Consider the following 17,374-nt stretch of genomic DNA (forward strand, 5'->3'; position numbering starts at 1 on the left):
CAGATAATATTCGTTGGTTCTTTTTGTAAATGAGCTACAAACTTTTTAAATAATCTTCAATTCGATCCATAGCTTCAATTAATTGTTCCATGGAATAGGCATAAGACAGCCTTACATATCCTTCACCGTATGTAGAAAAAGCACTGCCAGGAACAAGGGCAACTCCTGCTTTTTCTACAAGAGAGAGAGCAAATTCAAAGGAAGTTTGTTCAAACTTCTTAATACTTGGGAAAAGATAAAAAGCTCCATTAGGCTTTATCACATCAAATCCCATTTTAACTAAACGGTCATAAACATAATCTAATCGCTCTTTATATGCTGTTTTCATTTCTTCTGCATCATTCATTCCAATTGTTAAGGCTTCATATGCTGCTTTTTGAGAAATCGATGTGGCACAGGAGACATTATATTGGTGAACTTTTAATAAATGTTTTGCTACAGAATGGGGTGCAAATAACAAACCAATTCTCCAGCTCGTCATGCTATGTGATTTTGACAGTCCATTAATAACAATTGTCTGCTCTCTAAGATAAGAAGCAATTGAATTGTGTGTCCCGTTATAAACTAACTCACTATAGATTTCATCCGATAAAACAAAAATATCTTTCCCTCTTAAAAGGTTTGCAATTTCTTCAAGTTCTTCATTACTAAGTGTAGCACCTGTAGGGTTTGAAGGATATGGGAGAACAATACATCTTGTTTTTTCTGTTATGTAAGAAGCGAGCAATTCAGCAGTTAATTTAAAATCATTTTCAGTTGTATCTACATAGACTGGAACACCACCAGCCAATTTAATTAGTGGTTCATATCCAGGATATACAGGACTTGGTAATATTACTTCACTGCCTTCTTCTAATAATGTTCGGAAAGTACAATCAATTGCTTGACTAGCACCTACTGTAACAATAACTTCATTTTCAGGAGAGTAGGTAAGACCGTATTTTTTTGAGACAAATTGGCATGCCGCTTCACGAAGCTCAAAAAAACCAGCATTGTGCGTATATGTCGTAAAGTCATGCTGAATAGCAGTTACACCAGCATTTTTTACATGGTTAGGTGTTGTAAAGTCCGGTTGACCAATAGTTAGAGAGATAACATTCTCATAGTCAGCCACCATGTTAAAGAACTTTCTAATTCCTGATAATTCAATTTCCTTAACTTTTGAGTTAACCAAATGCTCCATACTAATAAACCTCCTATAAATCTTATTATAAGCATCAAAATTACTAATCATATTAAATGGTGTAGAAGGTTAGTAAATAAATGAATGCGTTAATAAATGAACTAAAAAGTTTCATAACAGTTATTTTACCATTTTTCTTATACAAGTCATCCCTTTCTAACTCGTTTAGTCAATATAAAGAACGGGAATAGTAAAAGGGAATGCAAAAAGAGGGTAGTGAAGAAATGATTAGAACATTAGCAATAACAACTGAGGAAGAGGTTATCTATGATCTTTCTCTAAGTGAACTAAAAAAAGGAAACATAGAGTGGTATTGGGTTGACTTTCAAGAGCCAACCGATGACGAAGTGAAAAAGCTTTCAACTTTTTTCCATTTCCATCCACTAGCTATTGAAGACTGCTTAGAGTTTGTTCAAAGACCTAAAATGGATTTTTATGACCATTATTTTTTTGTTGTCATTCATTCTATTAATCAAAGTACATTTGAAGCGGATGAGATTGATCTTTTTGTTTCGAATCGCTTTATCGTTACTTTTCATAAAAACCCTGTTAGGGATATAACAAACATATGGCAGCGTGTAAAAAAAGAAGTTAGCCTTCAAAAAAGTCCAATGCAAATTCTGTATCAAATCGTGGACAAGATTGTTGATGAATATTTTCCTCCTGTTTACAAATTAGAAGATTCAATCAATCAGGTTGAGGATAATACTAGTGACCAAACAATAAGTGAACTCATGGAGCAAGTATTTGATATTCGATCAGAGTTAAATAAATTAAGAAGAACCATAGTCCCAATGAGGGACCTACTCTATCGAATCATCTCCTCATCAAGGCTCAATTCACTAAAGGAAAAGCATATTTATTTTCAAGACATTTATGATCACTTGTTAAAGCTAGTTGAAATGATTGATGCTAACAGAGAATTATCTTCTGATATACGTGATAGCTATTTATCAATAAGTTCTGATCGCATGAACAGAGTCATGATGACGTTAACAGTTATGTCTTCGATTTTTCTGCCTTTAACGTTTATTGCAGGAGTTTACGGTATGAATTTTCAATATATGCCTGAATTGACAGGGAAATATAGCTATTTTATTGTGCTTGGACTTATGGGCTTAATTGGTCTTGGGATGATATGGTTTTTCTATAAAATGGGATGGTTTCGGTTTCATAAAGGAACAAAATTGTAACAACGGACAAATATCTCTTGAACTCTACGAACTATATAGTAAGATACAAATAGTACTTATTTACTAGAAGAGGTGGTAAATGATGAACGATATGAACTCATTATTAACCGAAGAAGAACAAAAGCTCATTTTAAAATTAGAATCAGAAATGCTTTTTGCCCTTACTGTCTCGCATATGACTTTTTATAAAAATGAAATTCAAGCAATCATTTCACAGGCAAAACGTAGACATTCATTTCTTGAAAAGCTTGAAAAAGAAGCTTTAGTATAAAAATGAGGTTCCTCCGGACTTGAGAAAAAGTCTTAATGGGAACCTCTTTTTTTATTTGAGTGATAATGACTATCTTCCTAAGTAATCCTTCATAAGGAATATGGTAGGTCCTTTTGTTTAGTTCTTATTGATTACGAGGGCGTGTTTTTTCTGCCTTTTTATTTGTAGAAGTAAGTTCTTTTGAGAACTCAGGGTCTGTTAAAGGTTTTGCTGTTTGAAGACCTGATTTTGAACGTACATTTCTCTTTGTCATGTAAGTGCCTCCTAAAATAATTTAACAATACCCTTTTATTTTTTAACGAATCATATCATTTTATTTTAACAATTTCTACCTTAATGGAGGTATGATATAAGAAAGTTGTTTCTAAATATAGGAGGTTTAATTAATGAATAATCATAGTTTAAGTATTGCTTATCACAAGTGGGCAACTTTAAAGGTGGTAGGGCATATCCTAACCTTACCTAAAGAGATACATAAACAAGAAATAATAAGTGTGTTCCCCTCATTATTTGATACACTCTTACACATGATAGAGGTAGATGAACTATGGCTATCAAGAATAAAAAATAGAGAAATTAGCATAAATGAAAATAACACAATTGAACAACTATTTGAAAATTATGAAGCGTTATTAAATGAATATGAACAACTGGGACATGATGTTTTGGATCAATTAGTTACATATAAAAGTTCAGAGGGAATAGCACATGAAAATACATATTATGAGATCATTCAACATGTAGTAAACCATGGTACATATCATAGAGGCAATATTTCCGCTATGTTAAGACAATTGGGAAATAAAACAGTATCAACAGATTATATTTATTTTCTAAGAGAACGGCAAGAGTGATTAAGTATAGAAATATCAACATAAAGAAGGAACCGTAACAACGGTTCCTTCCTGAGTTAACGACAACTAAATGATTGAATACGATCTAAATCAATACCGAAATAAACCCAACGATATTGACGTCTACGCCAACGATATCCTGCGATAGAGTTGCGCCCTACAAATGTTGGATAGAACCAGAAGCCACGTCCATTGTTTAAACGAATATATGTGTATCGATATAAACAACCACGAATTCCACCTGGATCTACAGCAAAAACACTTGCTTGACCTTGTGCTTGAAGGGGTGGTATTTCACTTGGTGGTGGACCAGGGGGAGGGCCTGCCTGGTCAAATCCACCTACAAATCCACCTTGACCGTAGCCAGGTGGTCCAAATGGAGCTTGTTGATCAAAATCATTTTGTGGACCATAAGGATATTGATCAAAACCATTACCAACTGGTGGACCATAAGGCGGAAATCCGGGCACTTGAATTGAAAACTGACGATATGGATACATATTTTTCTCTCCTCTCATGAACCTTCGTATTACATTATGCAAGAAAATTAGATAGGTGAGTGTCCCGAATTTGTTTATTGAAGGTATCATTCTGATGAAAACACGGCGGAACAAAAAAAGATAATGAAAAAAGAAGTTTCTTCTTCATTATCTTTCCTTATTATTGTTGTGGTGCACAACAATCCTTCTTAGCATTCAAATCATAGCTCACATAACAGCTATCTTCTTGTAACTTACAGAGTTTTTTTACTTCTGCAGCAATTTTACTAATCTCATCAATTGAATGGTAAATATGATTTTGATTTGTAATAGTAGCTATAGAGAGAGCTACTAATGGTATTTTGTTGAAATTACCGTTCCGATCTTTTGTGTAAACAAATTTATTATTCCAGTCATGAGGATCGTAATATTGTTTTATGCGAATTTCATATTCCTGGATAATAAGTTGGCAAATCTCTTCATAATGGTAATGAGGAAGAATGGCTACAAAATCATCTCCACCGATATGTCCAACAAAGGCATCTCTATCATCAATTAATAAAATATTTTTGCTTAATAGGTTGGCTACTTCTTTTATTAACAAGTCACCTTTTTTAAATCCATATGTGTCGTTGTATTCCTTGAAATGATCAAGATCAACATAAAGAAATGAAAATTCTTTTTGTTTAGTAGTAAGAAATTCATTCATCTTTTCTTCAATAAGAACATTTCCAGGTAATCCTGATAAGGGGTTAGTATACATTGCTAGATTCACTTGTACTTCTGCTAGCTTAATCAGCAGATTTTTTATACTGACTATTCCCTTTAGCATTTGATCTTTAGTAACAACTACATAATCATACAGGTTTTTTTGGCTGCGCCCCATTGCTTTTGAACTAACGACAGTAATTGCTTCAGTATGTTCGACAATAAGTGGAGCTGTATCCATGACTAGATCAATTGGTCTTCCCATAAAAAGATCAAAACCATATTTGGTAGAAATTTTTTGGTAAAATTGTGCTTTCATGACAAGTCCAACGGGTTGATTTTCACTAGCAACAACGATTCCTTCAAGATCAGGTAAATCTTCAAAAATCTGATTTACCTCCGAACTTTTTGTTTCTATTGAAACAACTGGTACTTTTTCGATAATATCTCCAATGGTTACCATGTACTCACGACTCCTATTTTAATGAACAGGCTGATATATTACCTACTATTTTACTATAAAAACAGAAGATTTTTGTTAAATAAATGTAAATTTTTTAGGATTGAGAAATAATATGAAGGATTTCGCTCGTTAGATTAAAGTAAATAGGTATAAATATCTATATTGCTTTTTTGCCTAAAACATTGATATCCTATACTTATTATTGAATTATCATCATTGGAGGATCATTTTGTTATCACTTATAAAACCACTTATTGTGAATATTACCATTTTATTTTCATTAACATTTAATGCTAATTTGTTCTTACCATTTCAAAAAAACGTTAAACTAACATTAAAATATAAATCAATATATGGTTTTTTAGGTGCATTTGGTGCATTGTTATGTATGGCATATCCTATTGAGACGTTAGGAGAAACAAATTTTGATTTGCGTATGATTGCGATTATGGTTGTAACCTTGTATGCTGGGTGGATTCCTGGAAGTATCATTGTTACGATTGTATCAATTGCACGATTTATTATCGGAGGATCTTTTTTACATATCGGAATTATTGTTTCTATAGGCGCTTTTGTTATTTCTCTATTGTTTAGAAAACAGTATTTAAATGCAGCAAATCGATTTATAAGTGCTTCATTTATCTCAATCATTTATTTTTTATTATATATAATCGTTATTTATATTAATATCGATTTCTTAGATGCAAAGTTTTACTGTATCTATTTTTTAGCCTTTTTTGGAACATATATGGCTACGATTTTTATTATTGAAACCTTAATGAAGTCTAATAAACAATTTGATGAAATGGTATACATGGATAAGCTGACAACAACAGGTCAAATGGCAGCATCAATTGCTCATGAAATACGAAATCCTATTACAACTGTAAGAGGTTTTATCCAGTTAATTCAACAAGATACTGTTGATCAAAAATTAAAAAAGTTTGCTCCTCTTATACTAGAGGAACTGGACCGCACAAATAATATTATTACTAATTATTTGAAGTTAGCAAAACCGGAGTCTTTTGAATTAACGAAGGTGGAGCTAAATACAATTCTAAGCGATTCTATAGAATTATTACGTCCTTTAGGCACTTTCTCAAATGTATCCATTGAATTTACTCCTTTTAAAGAAAGTTGTTTTGTAAAGGGGGATATACAGCATATCAAACAATCTTTACTAAATATTATAAAAAATGCGATCGAGTCCATTGAAGAATGTGGAGTAATCGATATTCGAACTGATATAGATCGAAATGAAGGAAGAGCTATTATTAGCATTGAAGATAATGGAAAAGGGATGACAAAAGAAGAGTTAAAGCATATTGGTTTACCTTTTTACACAACGAAAACAAAAGGTACAGGTTTAGGAAGTATGATCACAAATCGACTAATTCGACAAATTGGGGGAACGATAGAATATAGCAGTGAGTTAGGTAAAGGAACCGCTGTTACGGTTACTTTTCAATTAGTTTAATGGTTTCTCTAAATAAAATGGAAAGCTGACAATTCATAGTCAGCTTTCCATTTTTATTATCGTTGTAATTTTTCGACCTTTTGTGTTTTTAAGTCTACCATGTACCATGCTTCACTGTTTTCTTTTTCTCCATCAAGTGAATAGACATGGATTATATAATGACCATTTTCTAAGTGATCATATTGAACAATTGTATTTTCATTATGTTCTGAACCTATTTTCTTCTTGACTAATTGCTCAGCTTCAGTAGGATGTAGCGGATCATCGTTATTATCCAGATTTACTTCTTCTCTTGATTCAACTAGTAGGTCATCATTTCTTTTTATTTCATCATTGCCTGTTTGAAGTAAACCTTGTTCCTGCTCCACTTCTGCTCCATTCATTGCTTCATCTTGGTTGTTCGTATTACAAGCTGTACAAATTAATACAGTCATAAATATTACAAAATATTTCATAATCCACCTCGCGACTTTTATCATAACTCATGCTTATTTTGTTAAATCAGCGTGTTATTTATTCGAAATGAATGCTATCTGGACAATAAAAAAGACAGACATAAGCGTCTGTCTTTAATGTAATGAATGAAAGATAAAGTTTAACAAAAATAAAAATGCAATAATATAAAGAGGTGGTTTAACATCTGTTTGTCTTTTAAGAACAATCTTTAAGATCGGATACATAATAAATCCGAATGCCATACCATCTACAATACTATAGGTAAATGGTATTAAAGCAATAATTAGAAATGCCGGGAAGCTCTCACTAAAGTCATTTAAATCTATATGCTGGATATTTTGTATCATTAAACTTCCAATTAATATTAGTATAGGAGCTATTGCGCTATCGGGAATTATTCTTACAAATGGTAAGAATAAAAGTGAAGTTAAAAATAAAACTCCAGTTGTAAGTGATGTTAAACCAGTTCTTCCACCAGCAGTAATTCCAGCTGCTGTCTCAACAGTACTCACCGTTGGACTTGAGCCGAAAATACCAGAGGTAATTGTTGATAATGCGTTAGCTTGTAAAGATCGATTATATCGCTGTGGACGATTAATCATATGTACTTGACCAAATACTAAGCCGATGTTCTCAAATACGATAACCATTGTTAAAGAAAACGTTGCTGTCCAGAAAGCAATATCAACCATATTTGCAAAAGACATAGCCAAAAAAACCTCTTTATACATAACAAATGCATCAACTGATTTAAAAGTAAAATCATAGTTGAGCTGACCAAAGCATGCTGAAAGAATAGTCCCAAATAATATACTAATTAGAAAGTTACCAGGTATTTGTTTGGAAAATAATATAACAGTTGCAATTAAAGTGATGAGAGTCAAAAAGACAGTGGGTTCACTAAAATCACCTAAGGCTACGTATGTTTCTTTATTTAAAACAACAATGCCGCCTTTTTGTAGACCTATAAATGTTAAGAAAAAACCAATTCCAACTGTTATGGCTTCTTTTAAAGAAAGTGGGATTGACTCCGAGATTATTGTTGAAAGCTTTGTAAAGGCAATAATAGTAAACAGAATACCGGAAACAAAGACAACTGCCAGACCTTCTTGCCAAGTTAGCCCCATCCCCAACACAATAGTGTAAGTGAAAAGTGCGTTTACTCCCATGCCAGGAACAAGGATTATAGGCGTATTTCCGAATAACCCCATAATGAAACAACCCGCCACAGATGTCAGAACTGTTGCTATTATCCCTGCTTCTAAAGGTATCCCCGCGTCGGCTAAGATAGAAGCATTAACAACGACAATATAGACAATAGTGAAAAAAGAAACAGATCCAGCAAGTATTTCCTGTTTTATTGACGTTTTATTTTTAGTTAATTGAAAAAACTTATCCAATGTAGACCTTCCTTAATTGTGCCCCTCAACCCAACCCATTGAATACGAAAAAACGATTCACTACAGGATTATAACAAGAGTGTCACAAAAATGCATTTAATTTTTGTTTCTTTATATTTACAAAGTACATTACTATCATGTCATAGAACCAATAGAAAAATGTAAACAACATAGAAAATAAGACCAATTATGTAGTTAATAATGCAATTGGATCCCAACTAATATTGAAATGAGTAAAGCTTGGAAGGGAAAATGAATTAATGAAATGGATTGAAAAGTTGGGGATTTATTAATTATATGTTTGAGACAACCCTGAACTTTCATATACATGTGTAGAGCGTAGAGAAAGGGTGTGGTGTCTCTGGCACGAAAAGTTTGGGGTGTTGATTCAGTATATACAGTTAATCAAGAGTTATATGATTGTGTTAGAAAGCGATTTGGTTTACCTAAGTTTTGGGGGAGATACTTAACAGATATTCCTAAGGTTTCAAACGGTTTAACTAAACAAGAAATCACTTTTATCAGAAGTAAGGGGATAAAAGTATTACCTATTTATAATGTTATTAGAGAAGCCGTTGGCTATGATGAAGCGCAAATTGCCGTAAGAAATGCTGTTTATCATGCCAGAAGACTTGATTTACCTCAAGGAACGGTTCTGTTCGCAAATGTTGAAAATTTCTTTAATGTTGATTCAGCTTGGATAAGAGGATGGGTCGAGACACTCTTACCGACCGGGTATCAATCGGGATTTTATCATGATCCGGTTGAAGGGGATTTTACTCAAGCTTATTGTCAGGCTGTTCAGGAGAATAATGAAATTGCCCTACAATCCATTTTATGGAGTGCAGAACCTGAACCAGGAGTCACTTCTGAAAGAAAAGCCCCTAAGTATAATCCGGCAACTCCAAACTGTAAGGCAAATGTTTGGGTATGGCAATATGGCAGGGATGCAATGAAATGCCAGATAGACACTAATCTGGCAGATGAAAGAGTATTAAATTATTTATATTAATAGAAAAGCTTGGAATGCACTCCAAGCTTTTGCTTATAGATTGAATCAAGATAATCGTATTAAAATACTAAAACAATTGCTGCTAGGACATGGTATTTCTTATAATCTCAAATAAAATCCTTTAAGTTTTTAAAATATTTGCCGATATAATAAGTACAAATGTATTCAGATGGAAGGAAGAAGAAAATGGATCAACAAAAAGGGATTTTACTTGAGAGTGGAACAAATGAACTTGAAATTGTAGAGTTTAGCGTAGGTAAAAATAAATTTGGTATTAACGTAATCAAAGTAAAAGAAATAATTCAGCCAGTACAAGTAACGCAAATACCACATTCACATCCAAATGTGGAAGGAATAATAGATATCAGAGGGGAAATCTTGCCTGTCGTAAGTGTTTCTAGAGCGCTAGGTTTTGGACAAGATGAGGCAGTAAAAGATGAAAAATTTATTGTTACAGAATTTAATCAAACAAAAGTTGTTTTTCATGTACATGCAGTTACACAAATTCACCGAATTTCCTGGGATAAAATAGAAAAGCCATCTGGAATGTATCAAGGCTTGGAAAGCCAAATTACAGGAGTAGTAAAAATTAACGGAGAGATGATTCTTCTGTTAGACTTTGAAAAAATTGTTGTTGATATCAATCCAGAGTCAGGGATTAATGTTGAAAGTGTAAAAAAGCTAGGGTCAAGAGAAAGATCGGAAAAAAATTAGTTATTGCAGAAGATTCACCGTTATTACGTAAATTATTGCAGGAAACGCTTAATGAAGCTGGGTTTCAATATATTGAATTCTTTGAAAATGGTAAAGATGCACTATCCTATTTAAAGTCGATTGTAGAGACAGGCAAAGCAATTGAAGACGAGGTGCAATTAGTTATTACTGATATTGAAATGCCACAAATGGATGGACACCATTTAACAAGAAGGATAAAGGATGATCCATTATTAAGTATTTTACCAGTTATTATCTTTTCTTCCTTAATTACAAATGACCTTCGACATAAGGGTCAGATGGTAGGGGCTAGTGAACAAATAAGTAAACCTGAAATAAGCACCCTTGTACAAAATATCGATCAGTATGTACTTTAATATACAGAAGACTGCATCATAATATGCAGTCTTTTTGTAGTACAACTAAGAGGGAATTATATGCATTGGTGGGGACGGATTGATCAAGATCATTCTGGTTTATAATAAAGTGGCTAGAGGTGAAGATATGGAGATTTTACTAAAAGCAAGAGATCTTGCTAAGAACGCACATAATGGACAGAAAAGAAAAATAAGTGGAAAACCATATTTTACACACGTAGAAAATGTGGCAGCTATACTTAAACAATCCGGTTTTCCTGATAGCGTTGTTGCAGCAGGATATCTGCATGATGTTATCGAGGATACCGACGTATCCCAAGAGGATATTAGAGAGATATTTGGTGAGGAGATCTTGCAGCTTGTTTTACATAATACAGAAAACAAAGATTTGGAATGGGAGCAAAGAAAACAAGCTACCATACTAAAAGCACAAGAATCATCGTTTGAAATTAAAGCATTAATAGCAGCGGACAAACTAGATAATAGTCAGGATTTACTGAACTTTCACCAAAAATATGGAGACAAAGTGTGGGAGTTTTTTAATAGAGGGTATGAAAAACAAGCTTGGTATTATAAGGAATTAACAGAAGCTTTATTTAAAAATGTAAATGAAACGGAGATTCCTGATTTTTTTCATATTCTTAGAAGTAATGTTGAAAATCTATTTTGTCAGAAAGAAATGTAACTTCTGAAAGGCAAAAGAAAAAGCCACTTACGATAATGTGGCTTTTTTCGTATTTATCTGTAGCTCTCACCTAATCTTTTAAAAACCGGCTTTTCATATGTACGTGCTTTGTTTGTACGATAATTGTGTGATTTAGGTTTTTTCTCTTCCTTCATTCCAACATAATTTTGTAAGAGAATCTTGGCCTTCGTTAAGGACATGTGTGTTTTTGGGTTACGATAAGTTGAATTTAATGAACCTAAATGTGGAAGTTGATCGAAGTCATCTTTTGTAGGAGGCATATGAAAGTAATACTCCCCAGCTAAAACTAAAACATCAGATTGCTGTTGACTTAATTTTGGATTATTTGAAAAGTGAAGTCCTTTTTTAGTTGCTTTTCCTTCTTGGACAAGCTTAAGTAATGCTTTCTTTTTTAAAGCATAAAGATATTTTGGGTTTGGTGCAGTTTTTGCATGACGGTTAACTACGTAAATAGCACGTGCGAGGTTTTCAATTGTTGGGTTTAATCTTGGATCGAGCCGCTTATGATCGTCCATTGGTTCTCTCCTTTTCTTGTTACACTTTCAGTTTGTATCTATCTTATATAAATTATACTTGGTCAGTAGTAAAATGCAACTAGAAAAGGGTATTTAATTGCAAAAATTCATTAAAGTCTGTAAATAGAAGCATAAGTCAGCATAAGTCAAAACGAATGCTTCTATAATAGAATTTTCTTGAAAGTTATACGCTTTTCTTAAGTTGATCGCTAGCCAACTGTTCATTTTGTCTCATATAGCTTATGAAAAGCTGAGCATATTTTGGATCCCATTGAGACCCTTTTCCTTCTTCTATAATGGCTAAAGCTTTTTGAATAGGCATGCCTTTACGATATGGACGATCAGATGTCATAGCATCAAAAGCATCAGCAACAGCCATAATTCTACCGAAGAGAGGAATATCTTCCCCCAGAAGACCTTCCGGATAACCTAATCCGTCATATCGTTCATGGTGATATTTTACACCTGGAATAAGTGCATCCATCTCCACTTTAGGCTGAACTTGGGAGAGAATGGTTGCTCCGATAACAGGATGGGTTTTTATCTCATTAAATTCCTCATCCGTTAAACGACCATCTTTCAATAAGATATCATCTCTAATGCCTATTTTTCCAATATCATGTAATAAAGCTGATTTTCTTAATAAATCTAGTGTTTCCATATCTAGCTGAGCTTGTTCACCAATTAAAACTGAATACTTTGCAACTCTGACTGAATGACCAGCAGTATATGGATCACGAGCATCTAATGCTAATGCTAGTGTTGTAAAAAGACTGTCTAATAGTTGTTTGTTTATTTTATCCCTTCGTTTAAGACCACTAACCATTTGATTATAGCCGGATATTAATTTGGAAAATTCATCAGAATACACATCTTTTTGATAAACAAGATTACCTTGCTGAATTTGTTGCATCGCATCTTCAAGTGTTTGGATAGGTTCTGCTATATTATGAAACAATAAATACGCACCATAAAAAGCAAATAATATCGAAACAACTAAAACGATAACAAGCCCAACTCCAGTATTCTGTCAATAATGGGATGGAGGCTTCGGTAAATCGAAAATGAGTGGCTAAGCTAAATAATAACAAAGGAAAAATACCTATAAAAATTGCACTATACAATACTTTCTTTTGTATCGAAATGTATATATGCGATTGATGTGAAAAGTCCACGTCATATAAATTCTGACTTTGATCTCTAATATAAACAAGTATCGGCTGTATAGCCTTCGTAGCTAAAAAGAATTCTATAATAGCATGCATTCCTGCTATAAGTACAGAAGCACCGAAAGCAATTCCAACATAATACAAAGGAAAAGGAAGCATTTCATTGTTAATATAAATGTAGCTCATTGCCATGGCAGGTATAGAAAATCCAAATAAATGCGGACCGAAGATTCTATAAACACTAAGAATAGGTAATCGATGTGTTTGTTTATAAGATAATCTTAAGTCATGAAGTGACGGTTGATCATTCAGGAATGTCCTCTTTATTGGTCTGATCATAAGTGAAAATACAATACTTTCTAGTGAAAGCATACATAAAAGTGAAAGGCAGATTATTTTCCCCAATAAAATGGTTTCATTTAATTGTACATCTATTGTTGTAAACATGAAAAGTGCTCCAACTCCAAATACTGCAAGTAAGGAGCCAAATATATAGTTTCTAAGTAGAATCAATAAAAAATGTCTAAATATCGTATGTCGCATTTGCTCACAACCTAACATAAGTGGTAAAGAATAAAGTGTCTCCATATATATCGGCTAGAAATGATAAATATTAAGGGGAATAAAAGACAAGGATGACTCTTTGGGAAAGTCATCCTTTTTAGATTGAGGTGATATTTGCATTTGCTTTATGATTCTTATGATTCAATCTTCTTTGCTTTCTCTCAAATGCCTCACTTAATTTTGGAAGTGTGAAGGCATAGAAGAGGGAAACTAGTAAAATAATAGCGGCAATTCCGTAATAGAGTAAATCAATTTCCTCGATGATTTTTGGGAATAAAAGTGCAATAAGACCTAATGTCATAGATTGTGCAAACATCATTAGTGGGTCAATCCATCCACTAACACGGCCCATAAGTTTAGGATGGACAATTTTAGGCATCCAACCGCCAATTGCTATATTAATTGGACCTAAGCATGTCCCAATAATAAACACGATTATAAGAAAGATCGATATTCTATCTGTAAAACCTAAAAAGAAAACGAGCAAACTTGTTAGAAAGATTGGAAAGATCATTAATTGATGTGGCTTAAACTTTGAGGCAATTAATGTTCCCAGACCGCTTCCTGTTAATAATCCTAAACCTAATGAAATGGCGAAAAGGGATGCATACCATTCATAGTTTGTAGGTGAGAGTTCATATTTCATTGTAAACATAGGTAAAATAGCAAATGCTCCATTAAAAAAACCAAAAACAAAAAAGCCAAAGATTAAAGAAGCTAACAGTCGATTTTTAATAATATAGAGTATTCCATCTTTAAAATCGACAAATGAAGATTTAATACTAACATCCTTCCATTCTAACCTTCCGTTAGGAAGTCTTGCAGAAGATGGTATCTGACATGACCTAATAAGTAAGCCAGAGATAATAAAGCTAACAAAGTCAACAGCAACTGCACCATGTATCCCGATTGTTTTATACATTGCTGCACCTATGCCGACTCCAAACACCATAAAAATACTAAAAAGCATTTGATTTAGTCCAGCTGCTTGTGCATATTGATCTTTGTTTAAAATCCCTTGAACAAGACTATTTTCAGCAGGGAAAAAGAATTTTGTTACAGCACTTCTTAAGAAAAGTACCAGAAAAATAAGAGGGATAGAGTTAGTGAAAAGTGAACCAAATAAGATAACGGTTAAAGCTGCGCGTATCCAGTCACAATTTTCAGCTACTTTCTTACGATCAAATCTGTCTGCGACAACTCCAACGATGAAAAAAACGAGAATGGTAGGCAATGAATACATCAGCTCTGCAATTGTTGCATAAGAAGGCTGATGACTAAAATGATCCAGCAAATAAAAGGCAAAAGCCATATTTCCTATTGTTGTACCCATTTGCGAAAAAAGGGCAGCATAGAATAATTTAACAAAGTTACGATTACGAAAAATTTTCATTTGTTTTCTCCTTATTTTCTTCGTCCGTATCTACAATTGTCATTATAAGGTAACAAATAACGTTTTGATACGTAAATTACAAAATCTTAATAAAATCTTAAGGTCTTATCATTACATTAGTACCATTAGGAACTAGTGAAGCTAGTTCTAAAACATCGCTGTTGTACATTCTAATACATCCTTGTGAAACGGCTTTACCAATAGAAGATGGGTTGTTTGTTCCATGTATGCCATAGTGGATTTTAGACAAGGAAAGCCACATTGCCCCAAAAGGTCCACCAGGGTTTGGTTCCCGATTTACAATGACAAAATCTCCGACAGGGGTTGAACTAACCATTTTCCCTACGGCAATAGGGTATTCTTTCATAACTTGTCCGTTTCTGTTTAGGGTTAAACGTTTATTGGATATAGATATTTGAATCGAATAAGGAATGGTATTAGGATTAGGTAATCCTGGAATCGTTATTTTTTGTCCAATATAGATAATATTAGGATTTTGAATTGAGTTTGCTGATAATAGCTTATTTATAGTAGTTCGGTAATTAGCAGCTATCAGGGCAAGGCTTTCTCCTTGTTTAACAATATGAATCATGTTAATACCTCCAATTATAATAGACACTGTCATACAGAGATTTTGTAAAAAAAGAAATCAATATAACTTATGTATGGATATGGTATAATGTACATTAATTTATTCCTATAAGATGACGTTTACAGTAAGATATCAAATAAATGTTTAATACTTTATTCGCACAGTTGTATGTAATTTATATATGTAAGGGTGTTGAAATTGAATCAAGAAAAATATGCAATAGTTGATATCGGATCAAATACAATGCGACTTGTTATTTACTTACGGGAGAAAAGCGGAAGATTAAAAGAAATTGAAAATGTAAAGGTAGTGGCACGTCTTAGAAACTATTTATCAGATGAGGGAGTGTTAATGGACGAAGGAATGTCAATTTTAATTAACACGCTTCTTAGTTTTAAGGAGGTAACAAATCATCATAAATTAGATGAGGTAAAATGTGTGGCCACTGCTACAATCCGCCAAGCCAAAAATCAGCAAACAGTTCTTGAAAAAGTAAAAGCTGAGACTGACTTTGTGATTAGAATCTTATCAGAGTATGAAGAAGCTTATTTTGGTTATTTAGCTGTAGTTAATACAACACCTTTTGATCATGGTATTACAATTGATATTGGTGGAGGAAGTACAGAGCTTACGTACTTTTCTAATCGAAAATTAATAAGTTATCACAGTTTTCCGTTTGGAGCGCTATCTTTAAAAAAGCAATTTATAAAAGGTGACGTTCCGACTCCGGATGAATTAAAAAAGTTAAGAGCGTTTATATATGAACAGTTTCAAACACTTGATTGGGTAAATAACAGAAAGCTTCCAATTATCGGTATTGGAGGAAGCGCGAGAAATATGGTTCAAATACACCAAGAACGGATCGGATACCCAATTGCAGGTGTTCATCAATATTTAATGAATAATGAGGACATTAATGAAATCAATCAATATCTTCAGTCATTAACGTTTTCAGAGTTACAACGAGTCGAAGGGCTTTCTAAAGACCGAGCAGATATTATCATTCCTGCTGTTGAAGTGTTTCATTGTTTAGTGGAGGTTGTAAACACAAATAAGTTTGCATTAAGTAAAAAAGGTTTGCGAGATGGTGTTTTCTTTGAGGAACTTACAAAGGAATTTGGAATAAGTATCTTCCCTAATGTTATTGAAGAGAGTTTTTATGAATTGGCAACAGATTACAGCATTAACTTAAACCATGTTTTTCATGTAACTACAAATGCATTAATGATAACTACTCTTCTTGGTAAAGCTGAATTAGCTTCATTTAATAAAGAAGACGAGCTATTACTTAAAAGAGGTGCATTTGTTTATGACCTTGGTTCATATATTGACTCGGAATCAAGCAGTCAACATACTTTCTACCTTCTAGCCAATAGAACAATTGATGGATTGCTTCACCGAGATCGTATTATTATCGCATTGATTGCTTCTTATACAAGTAAAACAAATTTCAAAAGATATGTTTCTTCATATAGTGATTGGTTCACAAAAGATGAGTTAGCAAAGTATAGAATGTTAGGAAATTTATACTAAAATTTGCATATAGCTTAAATGCGACGAAAAGAAATATTATTAGAACCCTTGATTTGAAGCTTGAGCAAGGGAAGTTGGTTTTCGATGTGACATGTAACAGAGATTGGAAGCCAGAGCAATATCAAGTTGAAAAGCAGAAGAAACATTTGGAAAAAGTATTGAAAAGGTCAATATCTATTAATTTTGTTGAAGAATAAAAAGATAGATCACTGTTGATAGTAAATGTCGAATGTACGTTAAGTTTTAATAACAACTTGTTAGAGGAAGTTATGCTAATCATTATTTATCTATGAAGGGTATTGTCTAAATTTATTC

General features: G+C 33.1%; 17 protein-coding genes and 2 pseudogenes. 8 read left to right on the forward strand and 11 right to left on the reverse strand.

The window, feature by feature from the left end; translation table 11 throughout:
* Positions 1–34: 34 nt before the first annotated feature.
* Entirely contained in the window at positions 35–1,183 is a 1,149-nt protein-coding gene (locus MVE64_RS22180; RefSeq protein ID WP_247341348.1) for an aminotransferase A, read from the reverse strand.
* A gap of 224 nt (positions 1,184–1,407) precedes the next feature.
* Between MVE64_RS22180 and corA the strand changes: the two genes are divergently transcribed.
* Together corA and MVE64_RS22190 are read left to right on the forward strand one after the other, a co-directional pair.
* Positions 1,408–2,376: a magnesium/cobalt transporter CorA gene (gene corA, locus MVE64_RS22185; RefSeq protein WP_247341350.1), complete on the forward strand. Its 969-nt coding sequence runs from the start codon at positions 1,408–1,410 to the stop codon at positions 2,374–2,376.
* An 82-nt stretch (positions 2,377–2,458) separates the two neighbouring features.
* A complete protein-coding gene (locus MVE64_RS22190) occupies positions 2,459–2,647 on the forward strand; it encodes a hypothetical protein (RefSeq protein WP_247341351.1) in 189 nt (62 codons plus the stop codon).
* Between the two features lie 124 nt (positions 2,648–2,771).
* Here the strand turns inward: MVE64_RS22190 and MVE64_RS27575 are convergent, their stop codons facing one another.
* Entirely contained in the window at positions 2,772–2,900 is a 129-nt protein-coding gene (locus tag MVE64_RS27575; protein ID WP_255301634.1) for a hypothetical protein, read from the reverse strand.
* A 133-nt stretch (positions 2,901–3,033) separates the two neighbouring features.
* Between MVE64_RS27575 and MVE64_RS22195 the strand changes: the two genes are divergently transcribed.
* Positions 3,034–3,501, forward strand: a complete 468-nt coding sequence (locus MVE64_RS22195) for a DinB family protein (RefSeq protein WP_247341353.1) — start codon at positions 3,034–3,036, stop codon at positions 3,499–3,501.
* A 56-nt stretch (positions 3,502–3,557) separates the two neighbouring features.
* Here MVE64_RS22195 and MVE64_RS22200 read toward each other — a convergent pair whose 3' ends face one another.
* Positions 3,558–4,001: a hypothetical protein gene (locus MVE64_RS22200; protein ID WP_247341355.1), complete on the reverse strand. Its 444-nt coding sequence runs from the start codon at positions 3,999–4,001 to the stop codon at positions 3,558–3,560.
* 160 nt (positions 4,002–4,161) lie between these two features.
* Positions 4,162–5,151: a GGDEF domain-containing protein gene (locus MVE64_RS27580; protein ID WP_281730410.1), complete on the reverse strand. Its 990-nt coding sequence runs from the start codon at positions 5,149–5,151 to the stop codon at positions 4,162–4,164.
* Between the two features lie 229 nt (positions 5,152–5,380).
* Here MVE64_RS27580 and MVE64_RS22210 point away from each other — a divergent pair, with 229 nt between their 5' ends.
* Positions 5,381–6,628: an ATP-binding protein gene (locus tag MVE64_RS22210; RefSeq protein ID WP_247341357.1), complete on the forward strand. Its 1,248-nt coding sequence runs from the start codon at positions 5,381–5,383 to the stop codon at positions 6,626–6,628.
* Between the two features lie 56 nt (positions 6,629–6,684).
* Here MVE64_RS22210 and MVE64_RS22215 read toward each other — a convergent pair whose 3' ends face one another.
* Positions 6,685–7,083, reverse strand: a complete 399-nt coding sequence (locus MVE64_RS22215) for a hypothetical protein (RefSeq protein WP_247341359.1) — start codon at positions 7,081–7,083, stop codon at positions 6,685–6,687.
* A 114-nt stretch (positions 7,084–7,197) separates the two neighbouring features.
* Positions 7,198–8,484, reverse strand: coding sequence for an NCS2 family permease (locus MVE64_RS22220; RefSeq protein ID WP_247341361.1), 1,287 nt, complete (start codon positions 8,482–8,484; stop codon positions 7,198–7,200).
* A 361-nt stretch (positions 8,485–8,845) separates the two neighbouring features.
* Here MVE64_RS22220 and MVE64_RS22225 point away from each other — a divergent pair, with 361 nt between their 5' ends.
* The 3 genes and pseudogenes from MVE64_RS22225 to MVE64_RS22235 all read left to right on the forward strand — a co-directional run bounded on the left by MVE64_RS22225 (position 8,846) and on the right by MVE64_RS22235 (position 11,272).
* Complete coding sequence (locus tag MVE64_RS22225; protein ID WP_247347199.1) at positions 8,846–9,496, forward strand: glycoside hydrolase domain-containing protein; 651 nt, start codon at positions 8,846–8,848, stop codon at positions 9,494–9,496.
* Between the two features lie 186 nt (positions 9,497–9,682).
* Positions 9,683–10,587, forward strand: a pseudogene (locus MVE64_RS22230) (chemotaxis protein).
* 79 nt (positions 10,588–10,666) lie between these two features.
* The gene (locus MVE64_RS22235) at positions 10,667–11,272 is read left to right on the forward strand and encodes an HD domain-containing protein (protein ID WP_247341363.1); all 606 of its coding nucleotides are present in this window, start codon (positions 10,667–10,669) and stop codon (positions 11,270–11,272) included.
* Between the two features lie 53 nt (positions 11,273–11,325).
* On the opposite strand, the gene MVE64_RS22240 is transcribed toward MVE64_RS22235, so the two are convergent.
* The 5 genes from MVE64_RS22240 to MVE64_RS22255 form a co-directional block, all read right to left on the reverse strand.
* Complete coding sequence (locus MVE64_RS22240; protein ID WP_098798002.1) at positions 11,326–11,808, reverse strand: YkyB family protein; 483 nt, start codon at positions 11,806–11,808, stop codon at positions 11,326–11,328.
* A 184-nt stretch (positions 11,809–11,992) separates the two neighbouring features.
* Complete coding sequence (locus tag MVE64_RS27940; RefSeq protein ID WP_345740710.1) at positions 11,993–12,766, reverse strand: HD-GYP domain-containing protein; 774 nt, start codon at positions 12,764–12,766, stop codon at positions 11,993–11,995.
* Positions 12,756–13,520 carry a hypothetical protein gene (locus MVE64_RS27945; protein ID WP_345740711.1) on the reverse strand — a complete coding sequence of 255 codons (765 nt, stop codon included), beginning with the start codon at positions 13,518–13,520 and terminating at the stop codon, positions 12,756–12,758. Before MVE64_RS27945 ends, MVE64_RS27940 begins: the two co-directional genes overlap by 11 nt.
* Positions 13,521–13,638: 118 nt before the next feature.
* Positions 13,639–14,934 (reverse strand): MFS transporter, encoded by a 1,296-nt coding sequence (locus MVE64_RS22250; protein ID WP_247341364.1) that lies wholly within the window; start codon positions 14,932–14,934, stop codon positions 13,639–13,641.
* A gap of 97 nt (positions 14,935–15,031) precedes the next feature.
* Positions 15,032–15,526, reverse strand: a complete 495-nt coding sequence (locus MVE64_RS22255; RefSeq protein WP_247341366.1) for a L,D-transpeptidase family protein — start codon at positions 15,524–15,526, stop codon at positions 15,032–15,034.
* Positions 15,527–15,769: 243 nt separating this feature from the next.
* Here MVE64_RS22255 and MVE64_RS22260 point away from each other — a divergent pair.
* Positions 15,770–17,256, forward strand: a pseudogene (locus MVE64_RS22260) (Ppx/GppA phosphatase family protein).
* Positions 17,257–17,374 lie beyond the last annotated feature (118 nt).

The organism is Metabacillus endolithicus, assembly GCF_023078335.1.
Taxonomy (GTDB): domain Bacteria; phylum Bacillota; class Bacilli; order Bacillales; family Bacillaceae; genus Metabacillus; species Metabacillus endolithicus.